12 protein-coding genes are annotated in these 12614 nt (G+C 46.1%); all 12 read left to right on the top strand.

Annotated features, from left to right (window positions below; genetic code table 11):
- The first annotated feature begins 129 nt into the window (after window positions 1-129).
- Window positions 130-1128, top strand: coding sequence for an ABC transporter substrate-binding protein (locus J7E37_RS03480; protein WP_214776939.1), 999 nt, complete (start codon window positions 130-132; stop codon window positions 1126-1128).
- An 18-nt stretch (window positions 1129-1146) separates the two neighbouring features.
- Window positions 1147-2178, top strand: coding sequence for an ABC transporter permease (locus J7E37_RS03475; RefSeq protein ID WP_214776937.1), 1032 nt, complete (start codon window positions 1147-1149; stop codon window positions 2176-2178).
- The gene (locus tag J7E37_RS03470; RefSeq protein ID WP_214776935.1) at window positions 2153-2947 is read left to right on the top strand and encodes an ABC transporter ATP-binding protein; all 795 of its coding nucleotides are present in this window, start codon (window positions 2153-2155) and stop codon (window positions 2945-2947) included. The genes J7E37_RS03475 and J7E37_RS03470 overlap by 26 nt, the downstream gene beginning before the upstream one ends.
- 581 nt (window positions 2948-3528) lie before the next feature.
- Entirely contained in the window at window positions 3529-3918 is a 390-nt protein-coding gene (locus J7E37_RS03465) for a thioesterase family protein (protein WP_215022527.1), read from the top strand.
- 60 nt (window positions 3919-3978) lie between these two features.
- A complete protein-coding gene (locus tag J7E37_RS03460; RefSeq protein ID WP_215022526.1) occupies window positions 3979-5085 on the top strand; it encodes a Leu/Phe/Val dehydrogenase in 1107 nt (368 codons plus the stop codon).
- Window positions 5086-5118: 33 nt separating this feature from the next.
- Window positions 5119-6186, top strand: coding sequence for a pyruvate dehydrogenase (acetyl-transferring) E1 component subunit alpha (gene pdhA / locus J7E37_RS03455; RefSeq protein WP_215022524.1), 1068 nt, complete (start codon window positions 5119-5121; stop codon window positions 6184-6186).
- The gene (locus tag J7E37_RS03450; RefSeq protein WP_215022905.1) at window positions 6186-7181 is read left to right on the top strand and encodes an alpha-ketoacid dehydrogenase subunit beta; all 996 of its coding nucleotides are present in this window, start codon (window positions 6186-6188) and stop codon (window positions 7179-7181) included. The genes pdhA and J7E37_RS03450 overlap by 1 nt, the downstream gene beginning before the upstream one ends.
- An 11-nt stretch (window positions 7182-7192) precedes the next feature.
- Window positions 7193-8575: a dihydrolipoamide acetyltransferase family protein gene (locus J7E37_RS03445; RefSeq protein WP_215022522.1), complete on the top strand. Its 1383-nt coding sequence runs from the start codon at window positions 7193-7195 to the stop codon at window positions 8573-8575.
- A 128-nt stretch (window positions 8576-8703) separates the two neighbouring features.
- Window positions 8704-9819, top strand: coding sequence for a 4-hydroxyphenylpyruvate dioxygenase (hppD, locus tag J7E37_RS03440; protein WP_215022520.1), 1116 nt, complete (start codon window positions 8704-8706; stop codon window positions 9817-9819).
- A 141-nt stretch (window positions 9820-9960) separates the two neighbouring features.
- Window positions 9961-11052, top strand: coding sequence for a histidinol-phosphate transaminase (hisC, locus tag J7E37_RS03435; RefSeq protein ID WP_215022518.1), 1092 nt, complete (start codon window positions 9961-9963; stop codon window positions 11050-11052).
- 3 nt (window positions 11053-11055) lie between these two features.
- On the top strand, window positions 11056-11667 hold the full coding sequence (locus tag J7E37_RS03430) for a flavin reductase family protein (RefSeq protein ID WP_215022516.1): 612 nt from the start codon (window positions 11056-11058) through the stop codon (window positions 11665-11667).
- 8 nt (window positions 11668-11675) lie between these two features.
- Window positions 11676-12599, top strand: a complete 924-nt coding sequence (locus J7E37_RS03425) for a fumarylacetoacetate hydrolase family protein (RefSeq protein WP_215022515.1) — start codon at window positions 11676-11678, stop codon at window positions 12597-12599.
- Window positions 12600-12614: the final 15 nt, after the last annotated feature.

Genomic DNA, 12614 nt, shown 5'->3' with positions numbered 1-12614 from the left:
AATCGCTTTCAAAAATTAACATCCAGAGAAACTTTACCTATTGTTTTAAATTTTGGTGTGTTCCGGCTGCTTGCATGTTTCAGACTACATAGTTTACTGCCGGTTTATAAATAATCAAGGGGGATTTTTATGAAAAAATCAGTAAAAGCTATTTCTCTTGTTCTTGCCAGTGCCCTGTTCATGGCTGGCTGCGGAGGAAATGAAGCATCAAATGGATCTTCAGACAAAGATCAGTACAAGATTGGCCTGACCCAATTCGCAGAGCATCCATCGCTTGATGCCGCAACCGAGGGCTTTAAAAAGGCTCTTGAGGACAAAGGGTTCAAAGAGGGAGACAATGTAACATATGACTTCCAGAACGCACAGGCAGACATGAATAACACGGCAAGTATCGCGAACAATTTTGTCGGTGATAAAGTCGACCTCATCTTCGCTAATGCTACACCAAGCGCAGTTGCAGCCCTTAATGCGACGAAGGACATTCCAATTATCTTCACCTCGGTTACAGATCCGGTAGGCGCAGGACTTGTCGAAGCATTCGATAAGCCTGGCGACAATATCACTGGTACTACCGATAACCATCCTGATGCTACAAAAAAGACGATTGATTTTATGACGAATGAAGTTGGTGCCAAGAAGATTGGCGTCATCTACAACGCTGGTGAACAGAACTCGGAAGTACAGCTGAAGGAAGTCAAAAAGCTTGCCGAAGCGAATGGAGCGAAGGTTGTGGAAGCCTCAATCTCAACATCAGCTGAAGTTAAACAGGCTGCAGAATCCCTTGTCGGACGCGTGGATGCTATCTATGTCCCTACGGATAATACGGTCGTATCTGCACTTGAATCTGTTATTTCTGTTGCTAATGGCAAAAAGATCCCGTTATTCGTTGGTGAGCTTGATTCCATGAAGCGCGGCGCAGTTGCAGCCAGCGGTTTTAATTACTATGACATTGGTTACCAGTCAGGCTTGATGGCTGCTGAAATTTTATCTGGCAATAAGAAAGCTTCTGAGATTCCTGTTGAACTTCCAAAATCATTAACACTGACAATCAACAAAAAGGCTGCTGAAGAGCAGGGTGTTGAAGTTAAGGAAGAATGGGGAGACGACGCAGAGTTTTACGAAGAATAAGAGAAAGGATGATTCAACTTGTTTACTTCAATATTTGGAGCTTTTGAGTCCGGCATTATCTATGCCATCATGGCTCTGGGTGTATACTTATCCTTTCGGGTACTTGATTTTCCGGATTTGACGGTTGACGGCAGCTTCGTAACTGGAGCTGCGGTCGCCGCCATCATGATTGTGAATGGTGCCAACCCATTTGCTGCTACGATGGTAGCCCTGGTTGCCGGATTCATCGCTGGTTGCTTGACAGGCATCATCCATACTGTCGGTAAGGTCAATGCGCTTCTGTCGGGTATCCTGATGATGATTGCTTTGTATTCTATCAATCTAAGAATCATGGGCAAATCGAATGTCCCGTTGCTGAATACAGATACTGCCATGACAGCGGTGAGGGACTTTTTCGATAAAACGGGAATTGACGGAATCTTCAATGGCATCCTGACGGCAATCGGCCTTGGGGACAGTCTTCCAAGGACATGGGGAATCCTCCTGTTCATGATTGTCGTTACGCTGGCTATTAAATTCCTCACGGATGCTTTCCTTAAAACAGAACTTGGACTTGCAATCCGGGCAACCGGTGATAACAAGAGAATGATCCGCAGTTTCTCATCAAATACAAACCTGATGATTATCCTTGGCCTTGGCCTTTCTAATGCGATGGTGGCTTTTTCCGGCGCTTTGATTGCACAGCAGGGTGGTTTTGCAGATGTCGGCATGGGTATCGGCATGATCATTATCGGTCTTGCTTCTGTCATCATTGGTGAAGCCCTGTTTGGTACAAAGTCGATTGCAAGAACAACGCTTGCGGTCATTGGCGGGGCGATCATCTACCGAATTGTTGTCACACTGGCATTAAGGGTAGAGTTCCTCGAGCCAGGCGACATGAAGCTGATCACAGCGATTATCGTAATATTGGCATTGACTGCTCCGAAAATGATAGAAAGCTACAAAGAGAAAAAACGGAAGGTGAAAAGACAGCTTGAGCACATGCAGATGGCAGCTGTTCCTTCTGATAGAAAGGGTGAGGCTGGTGCTGCACTTAAATCAGATTCATAGAGTCTTCAATGAGGGGACTCCAGATGAGAAGATAGCTCTGGACAATATTAACCTCACCCTGGATAAGGGAGACTTTGTCACAGTCATCGGGAGCAACGGGGCCGGAAAGTCAACGTTAATGAACGTCATTTCCGGTGTCATGCTGCCAGACCATGGTCAGGTGGAATTGGACGGCAAGGACGTAACCTACATGACCGAGTACAATCGCTCAAAATTGATTGGCCGTGTATTCCAGGATCCGATGGCAGGCACTGCGCCAAGCATGACGATTGAAGAAAACCTTGCTATTGCCTATTCAAGGAACAAGCGGCGCTCCCTGCGCCGAGGGGTGACGAAAAAACGTCGTGAGCTTTTCCAGGAGGTGCTTGAATCACTGCACCTGGGCCTGGAAAACCGCCTTAATGCGAAGGTTGGCCTATTATCAGGAGGAGAACGCCAGGCCTTATCCCTGCTGATGGCAACATTCACGGAGCCGTCCATCCTTTTACTGGATGAGCATACCGCTGCACTCGATCCTTCTCGTGCCGAGTTAATTACCAACCTAACAAAAGAAATCGTCGATAAATACCATCTCACTACACTGATGGTCACGCACAACATGCAGCAGGCACTCGATCTCGGCAACAGGCTGATCATGATGGACAAAGGCCAGATCATCCTGGAGGTAAATGAAGAACAAAAAGCAAAGCTGACAATCGAAGACTTGCTTAATGAGTTCCAGCGGATCCGCGGAACAAAAATGGCAAGTGACCGGGCATTATTAGGCTAGACAAACATGCGGTATTATAAAAATTGCGGTTTATAAAAAAAGCCGGAATTATTCCATTTTTTGGAATTATTCCGGCTTTTTTTTCGATTATTTATTTAATAGGTTTAATAGCACTAGGTTGAGTGGAGCGGAAGGTGCGTAGACTCCTCGAAAATGCTGCCGCATTTTCTTCGTGCGTGGGCAGGTTCACGGATGCCCAATCAATGTCCTGCGGGATCAGCGGGACAGGTGAGACTCCGCAGGCGCTTTAGCGCTGAGGAGGCTCACCGCACGCCCCAAGGAAGAATTTGATTTTTGAAAAAGCCGGCAGGTGGGCTTTTTCATAATTCTTCCCAGCGGAAAGCGAAGCAACCTGGAGTGGAAATCAACCGGACAATTTAACAAAGCTATCTTTTAACGACTTTTTCAGTGGCCTCGCTCAAATTAGCTGGTTGTTTTTTGTCTAGCTAAATATTATATCAAAATCATTTTTAAGAAAATACCAAAATTTCTTACAATTTATTGACCATTTATTTAACGAAATGTTATGATAACGTTAAATAAACGTTATACATATTTCCAACTTGGAAAGGTGGGATATGATGCGAGATGGCTTAATCGCTGGGCATACGGCCTCCATCAATGTCATTGTTACACCAGATATGTTTGCCCGCTTCGAGGGTGAAGTTGTCCATCCAGTATACTCCACGGTTTCAATGGTGTACCACATGGAATGGGTTTCACGGCAAATTATCATTCCCTTTTTAGAGGATCATGAAGAAGGAATGGGAGGTGCGGTCACTGTTAAACACATCGCCCCTTGTACCGAAGGAGCTGAGGTAATTATTACTGCAGCCGTCACTGGTATCCAAGACAATAACATACTTACTAATGTAAAGGCAGAAAGCAAGGGTCGCCTTATAGGAGTAGGGGAAGTAAAGCAAGTGGTCCTTCCTAAAAAGAAGATAAATGAATTGCTTACTGGAAGCTAAAATTTTTGTGCAAAAATGTAAGCGCTAACATGGTTTAACGGAATAAAGGGGGAAAGAAAAATGGATATGTTTGAACAAATTCGTGAGCACGAGCAAGTTGTTTTTTGTAATGATGAAGCAACTGGATTAAAGGCGATTATCGCGATTCATAGTACGCGGTTGGGACCAGCATTGGGCGGCTGCCGCATGTACCCTTATAAATCAGTTGATGATGCACTTGAAGATGTACTGCGGCTTTCAAAGGGCATGACGTATAAATGTGCTGCGGCAGACGTCGACTTCGGCGGAGGAAAGGCTGTCATCATTGGCGACCCTACAAAGGATAAGAGTCCAGAATTATTCAGGGCATTTGGCCAGTTTGTAGAATCGATCCAGGGCCGTTTTTACACAGGAACAGACATGGGGACGGATCCGGAAGACTTTGTCCATGCACTAAAAGAAACGAATTGCATCGTTGGCGTTGATGAAGTATATGGCGGAAGCGGAGACTCTTCAGTCCCAACGGCACAGGGCGTTATCTTTGGCTTGCAGGCAACAAGCAAGGCTCTCTGGGATACCGATGATTTGTCCGGTAAATCCTATGCGATCCAGGGATTGGGCAAGGTTGGTTACAAGGTAGCAGAATACCTCCTGGAAAACGGCGCAGACCTGTATGTAACAGACATTAATCAAAAAGCAATCGACCAGATCGTTAAGAAAGCGGAAGAAATGGGAGCAGGAATCAAAGTCGTTAACAGTAACGAAATCTATTCCCAGCCTGCGGACATTTTCATTCCGTGCGCAATGGGAGGAATCATTAACGATGATACAATTCCACAACTCCAGGTAAAAGCAGTCGTTGGTTCGGCGAACAATCAGCTCAAGGAAGAACGGCACGGCCACATCCTTCAGGAGAAAGGCATTCTTTATGCGCCTGACTACATCGTCAATGCTGGCGGCTTGATCCAGGTGGCAGATGAGCTATATTCACCAAACAAGGAACGCGTCTTAAAGAAAACGAAGGCAATCTATAATTCTCTTTTAAATATCTACAGGCAGGCAGAGAGTGAAGGAATCACGACTGTTGAAGCAGCGAATAAATTCTGCGAAAACCGGATCGAAGCCAGAACAAGACGCAACAGCTTCTTCTCCCATATGAAGCGTCCAAAATGGGCAGTGAGGATGTAATAGAATCATAGACTTTTAAAAAAGGGTGAGCCGATGGAAAAGGATTTTTCGATTTTTCAAGTGATGGACCAGAACGGAAACATTGTGTCAGAGGAACATAAAAATTTGGTGACTGAAGAGCGAGTGAAGAAATTTTATTCAGAAATGGTAAGGATCCGGACGCTGGACAGGAAATCCATCAGTCTCCAGCGGCAGGGACGAATCGGAACATACGCGCCTTTTGAAGGGCAGGAAGCTTCCCAGGTAGGAACGGCTCTGGCGCTTGACAGTGAAGACTGGATGTTCCCAACCTACCGTGATCATGGAGCGGCAACGGTGTTCGGCCACTCCCTGAGGAATATTTTGCTGTTCTGGAACGGACGGAATGAAGGCTGTGTGCCGCCGGATGGTAAAAAGATCTTTCCGCCGGCCATCCCGATTGCAACCCAAATTCCACACGCTGCAGGGGCAGCATTTGCCGAAAAGCAAAAAGGTACAAAGAATGCGGCCATTTGTTATTTCGGTGATGGTGCAACCTCGGAAGGAGATTTTCATGAAGGCTTGAACTTTGCCAGCGTCTTCAAATCTCCAGTGGTGTATTTTTGCCAGAATAATCAATACGCAATATCTGTCCCTATCAGCAAACAGATGAACTCCGCAACTATTGCACAAAAAGCTCTTGCCTATGATATTCCAGGTGTAAGGATTGATGGCAACGATGTTTTTGCCGTGTTTGCTGAAACGGAAAAGGCACTTAAACGAGCCCGAAATGGCGAGGGACCGACACTGATTGAAGCGATGACCTGGCGGTATGGGTCCCATACCACTGCTGACGATGCATCCAAATATCGTGATCAAGGTGAAAGTGCGCTTAAGCGAATGGAGACAGATCCTTTGCTAAGGCTGGAACGCTGGCTGAAAAATGAAGGGCTTTACGATGAAACATGGGTGAAGGAAGTTGAAGAGCAAGCAGCGGCAGAAATTGATGGTGCTGTACAAGAAATGGAGAAATTCCCTAAAGCTGACCCGGCTGTGATCTTTGACTATGTCTTTGAGAAACCTACATGGACAATCGAGAAGCAGAAGCGGGAGTACCTTGAACTGATCGGAGGTGAGTCATGATGGAAACAGCACTGCAGACAAAAACTTTGACGCTTGTCCAGGCGATAACCGATGGACTTGATACGATGCTTGGTGAAAGCAAGGAAGTCATCCTTCTAGGTGAAGATATCGGGAAAAACGGCGGAGTCTTTCGCGTGACTGATGGCCTTCAGGAGAAATATGGGGAGGACCGCGTCATCGATACGCCTTTAAGTGAAGCAGGTTTTGTAGGGGCAGCGATTGGCATGGCAGTGAACGGATTTCGTCCTGTTGTGGAAATTCAGTTCCTGGGCTTTATTTATCCTGCCTATGAACAAATCATGACCCATGCTTCGAGACTGCGAATGAGGACTCTTGGCCATTTTACGGTTCCAATGGTGATTCGCGCTCCTTATGGCGCTGGTGTGCGCGCACCTGAAATCCATTGTGACAGCACAGAATCACTTTTTACCCATATGCCAGGACTGAAGGTAGTCTGTCCATCCAATGCCTACGATGCAAAAGGACTGATGATCGCAGCTATTGAAGATCCAGATCCAGTTCTGTATTTAGAGCCAATGAGAAGTTATCGTTCCTCACGCGGTGAGGTTCCGGAAGGGAAGTATACAGTTGAAATAGGTAAAGGAAAGAAGCTGACAGAAGGCGAAGATGTGACGGTCATTGCCTGGGGCGCTATGGTACCGATAGCGATGAAGGCCGCTGAAGATATGAGGCAAAAGGGGATCAATTGCGAGGTCCTTGATTTGAGGACACTCTACCCAATCGACAAAGACCTTGTCATCGAGTCTGTGCAGAAAACCGGACGCACGGTGATTGTCCATGAAGCGCATGCGACAGGCGGTACTGGCAGTGATTTGATTTCTTTGATCAATGATGAGGCATTTCTTTACCAAAAGGCTCCGGCCGAAAGAGTGACAGGCTATGACACGCCTGTGCCGTATTTTGGGTTTGAGGATCATTATCTGCCGACGCCGAAAAGAGTCGCAGCTGCAATACAGAAAGTAATGAAGTTTTAGGAGGCGTGCCGATGGTTGAAGTAAAGCTCCACGACATTGGGGAAGGCATGACCGAAGCGGACATCAATTGTTACCTGGTGAAGCCAGGGGATTACGTCAAGGCAGATGATCCATTGGTTGAAGTCCAGACAGACAAAATGACCGCAGAGATTCCCGCTCCCCGTTCAGGTGTAATTAAAGAAGTGCTGTTAACCCCAGGGCAAACAGTGAAGGTAGGGACAACTTTACTGATCATGGAGGACAGCAGCAGTACAGGTAAGCCTTATGAGTCACAGAAGGTGGTTGATGCTGGAAAAGCAGAAGTTGACTCTGCAGAGGCTGCGGTAGCTGTTTTGGAGAGACCCGCTGCAAGTAAGGTGCCTGTAGGTGTTAGTGCACGACTGGGACAGATCCTTGCTTCTCCTTATACAAGGAAAGTTGCCCGGGAAAACGGCGTCAATATTATGGAAGTCAAAGGGACTGGACCAGCAGGCCGAATTACCGAAGAAGATATACTTGCCTTTGTTAATTTAAGGGATCAAGGGGTTGCGAGCAATTCGGAAGGTGGTTCCGAACAGCAGGTTCCGAACGATTCGCAACTAGCTTCCGAACAAGAGGTTCCGATGATTCCAAAACATGCTTCCGAATCGAAGGCTCCGAACGTTTCGGATGTGGGTTCCGAAGTAAAGGCTGCTGCTGGAAATGAGACAGGGGGCAAAGCTCAGGATATATTGCCATTCCGCGGGCGCCGCAAGCAGATTGCAAAAAAGATGGTCCAATCCATGTATACCATCCCTCACTGTACTCACTTTGAGGAAATTGATGTCAGTGAGTTGATCGCTTCAAGGGAAGAGATCAAGACTTCCGGAAATTCTATTTCTGCAACGGCATTTTTCATTAAAGTCCTTTCGATTGCGTTGAAGGAATTCCCGGTCTTTAATGCAAAGCTCGATGAGGAAAACGAAAGCATCCAGCTGTTCCGTGAACATCATATCGGAATTGCCGTGGACACGCCAGAAGGCCTGATCGTGCCGGTAATCAGAAATGTTGAGCGGAAGAATTTAAAGGAAATCCATAGTGAAATGAAGCGTCTGACAAAGCTCGCCCTTGATGACAAGCTTACGGTCAAGGATATATCAGGCGGAACATTCACGATCAGCAATGTCGGACCGCTGGGCGGCAGCATTGGCGCGACACCGATCATACAGCATCCACAGACAGCGCTTGTTTCCTTCCATAAAACTAAGAAGAGGCCGGTTGTGACGGATCAAGATGAAATTGCCATCCGATCTATCATGAATCTGTCAATGGCATTTGACCATAGAGTCGCAGATGGGGCAACAGCTGTTGCTTTTACAAACCGTTTCGCACAGTTGATTGAAAACCCGAAAATGATGCTATTGGAATTGATGTAACTTTCGATAAGTGCAGACTCTTTATCACACAAAAGCATTATAGCTTTACATCGTGCTCTTGAGAGGGCAGGGATAGTTACTATAGAATTATTTTAAATATTATAAATATTATTTCGGGAGGTTTTACAATGCAAGAGAAAGTAATGGTATCCGGCCAAACGACAGAGGATTTTTTTCCGGTACAGGATGTTGATTATTTAGAGCTATATGTAGGGAATGCCAAGCAGGCATCTCATTTTTTCCAGACGGCTTTTGGCTTTAAGGTAGTTGCCTATTCAGGCCTTGAAACCGGTAATCGCGAAACAACCTCTTATGTCCTGCAGCAGCGTAAAATCCGTCTTGTTCTTACTGGAACCTACAATGATTCATCTCGTGTAGCCCAGTTTGTCAAGACTCACGGCGATGGCGTCAAGGACATTGCGCTTGCGGTTGATGATGTCGAGAAGGCGTATGAGGGAGCGGTTAAGCGTGGAGCAATTGAAATCCAGCCGCCGCATGAAGTTTCTGATGAAAACGGTACGCTAAAAAAGGCAGTCATCGGCACATATGGTGACACCATCCATACACTTGTTGAAAGAAAAAATTACAAAGGTCTGTTTATGCCAGGGTTTGTTGAGCACGAAACAACAGTCCCTGTAAATGACTCAGGTTTCATCGGGATTGACCATGTTGTCGGCAATGTTGAAAGAATGGAAGAATGGGTCAACTATTATGCCAATGTCATGGGCTTCAAGGAAATGAAGCACTTCACGGATAAGGATATCGTGACAGAGTATTCAGCATTGATGTCCAAGGTAATGCATAATGGCGGCCGCATCAAATTCCCGATCAACGAGCCGGCAGAAGGAAAGCGCAAGTCGCAGATCCAGGAATACCTGGAATTCTACAACGGTCCTGGTGTTCAGCATCTTGCGATTTTGACAGAAGATATTGTCAGCACAGTAGCACAGCTACGTGCAAATGGCGTTGAATTCCTGAGCACACCGGATTCTTATTATGAAATGCTGTCAGAGCGTGTTGGCGAAATTGATGAAGAAATCGATAAGCTAAAAGAGCTTAGCATTCTAGTAGACCGTGACGATGAAGGCTATCTGCTGCAAATCTTCACGAAGCCAATCGTGGATCGTCCGACTCTCTTTATTGAAATCATCCAGCGAAAAGGTGCAAGAGGTTTTGGTGAAGGAAACTTCAAGGCTCTATTCGAATCAATCGAGCGTGAACAGGAACGACGCGGCAACCTTTAATAGCCGGGAGTGAAGGGGGCGAATCGCTCCCTTTTCGTACTTATAATTAGGTGCTTTCAAAACTGATATTATTGTCTAGCTCCAGCGCTTGTCGGGCTGACCAAGGCGCTTGCGCTTTTCTGATAGAAGTGGGGGATGAACATGAATGTAAAAGCAAGAGCGGAACTCGAAGGAATCACACCATACGCCCTCGGACAGACAATTGAGGAGATCAAAGAACAGTATGGACTTACTAAAGTAAGGAAGCTTTCTGATAATGAAAATGTGTATGGCACTTCGCCAAAGGTTAGAGAAGCAATCATGCAGGCATCTTCTGCGCTGGCATTCTATCCGGACGGATTGACCTCAGGAATTGTGGAGAAACTTTCAACCTTTTATAAATTGGACCAAAAGCATTTTCTTGTTTCGAACGGTTCAGAGGAAATCATTCGCCTTCTGGCAAGAGCATACATTGATAAAAATGATGAAGCGGTCATGGCGGAGGTAACTTTCCCTCGCTATAAAACGAATGTGCTGATCGAAGGCGGCAGGGCTGTCACCGTTCCGATGATCGACGGCAGGCATGATCTTAAAAAAATGCAGGAAGCCATAAACGAAAAAACAAAAATGGTATTCGTCTGCAACCCGAACAATCCAACCGGGACGATTGTCGCCAAACAAGAATTGCTTTCTTTTATCGATAATGTGCCTTCAAATGTGCTGATCATCATGGATGAGGCGTATTTTGAATACACAGATTCAAATGAATTCCTGGATACGATGCCATTACTTGATCAATATCAAAACATCGTCATCCTCAGAACTTTTTCGAAAATCTATGGCCTTGCCAGTCTGCGAGTTGGCTATGGCATCATGCATGAAAACATCGCGAAGGAGCTTCATAAAGTCAGGGATGTATTCAATGTGAACCAGCTTGCACAGGAAGCAGCGCTGGCTGCAATGGAGGATCAGGATTTCGTGAAAGACTGCGCAGCTAAAAATAGTGCAGAAAGAGCCTTCCTCAGTTCGAAGTTAAAAGAGTTGGAGATTGATAGTTTTCCATCGCAATCCAATTTCTTGTTTGCTTTTACGAATAGACCGGTTATTCAGAAGCTGACGGAAAATGGTGTGCTTGTCAGGCAGATGCAGCTGCCAGGGTACAAGGAAGCATTCCGGATCACTCTCGGCACTCATGAGGACCATGAGTTCATTTTACAAATCGTCAGCAAGCTTTTCCATGAAAGGGCGGTGTAAGCAATGGAAATCAATACAGAAAATCTCGAATGGAAAGACGCATACAAGCTCTTGCAAGGGTCTGTCCTGCCGAGGCCCATTGCCTTTGTTTCCAGCCGGGATGAAAACGGGAGCGCCAATCTGGCTCCATTCAGTTTCTTTACTGTTATCAGCGCGAACCCGATGATGGTCTGCTTTTCACCAATGAGAAGAGGGACTGACGGCGCGAAGAAAGATACGCTGAAAAATATTGAAAGCACAAAAGAGTTCGTCATCAATATTGTCAGTGAGGAGTTCGTCCAGCAGATGAATGATTGTGCGACGGAATTCGCATCAGATGTCGATGAATTCGTGGCTTCCGGACTGACCAAGGTTGACAGCGTGGCGGTTAGTCCATCACGGGTCAAGGAGTCTAAGGTCCATCTTGAGTGTATTCTCGATCAGGTCCTGCACTTTGGCGGGGAAGAAGCTGGAGCTGGCAGCCTTGTCATCGGCAAAGTTGTTCATGTCCATGTTGAAGATGGCCTTTATGAAAATGGCCGCATTAATTCTGAGAAGCTAAATCCGGTTGGCAGGTTGGCAGGCGCAACGTATACTCTGCCGCTGGCCAAAACCTTTGAACTGCAAAGAAAATAGGTGATGACATGAAATTCATTACGTTTATGAAAAAAGACGGAACAATAAGAGCTGGCTGGATCAACTCCAGGAATATGGCGGTTGATATGCATGAAGCATCGAATGGGACATTGCCTGACAATATGCTGGCATTCATTGAAAACCATGAGGCATTCATGGAGTATATCCGAGAAAACAAAGGTCTGATCGAGACGGGGAATGGTTCATATCCGCTGGAAGAGATAACCTTGAACGCGCCGCTCCCAAACCCTAAGAGCGTACGGGATTTTTACGCATTCGAGCAGCACGTAAAAACAGCGAGGGAGAACCGGGGGCTTGAAATGATTCCTGAATGGTATGAGATTCCAGTCTTCTATTTTACCAATCATCTTGCCATCAAAGGACCAGAAGATGAAATCAGGCGTCCTCAAGAATGCGAGTGGTTCGATTATGAACTGGAAATTGCCTGTGTGATCGGCAAGGAAGGTCGGAATATCAAAGCAGAGGATGCTGAACAGCATATATTCGGCTTTTTTATCATGAATGACTGGAGTGCCCGCGATCTGCAGCGTCATGAAATGAAAGTAGGCCTTGGACCGGCCAAGGGTAAGGATTTTGCGACTTCATTTGGCCCATATTTGGTCACGAAGGATGAGCTTGATTCTATCAAGGCGGAGAAAGGGTATGACCTTCAAATGACAGCTAGGGTGAACGGAAGGGAACTTTCGAATGGCAATGTGAAGGATCTCTATTACTCCTTTGGTGAGATGATTGAGCGTGCTTCCGCGGGGACGACCCTGTACCCGGGAGAGGTAATCGGCTCAGGTACAGTGGGAACAGGATGTATCCTGGAACTGGGTACAGATGTCCACCGCTGGCTTGAGCCCGGCGATGAAGTAGAACTTGAGATTGAAGGACTTGGTGTTTTGAAAAATAAAATAATCGAAGACTAGAAAGAAGGTGTATTT

The sequence above is a fragment of the Bacillus sp. ISL-39 genome, from assembly GCF_018613295.1.
Taxonomy (GTDB): Bacteria; Bacillota; Bacilli; order Bacillales; family Cytobacillaceae; genus Mesobacillus.
Note: the sequence above shows the minus strand (reverse complement) of the source record. Positions and strands in the feature narration are given on the sequence as shown.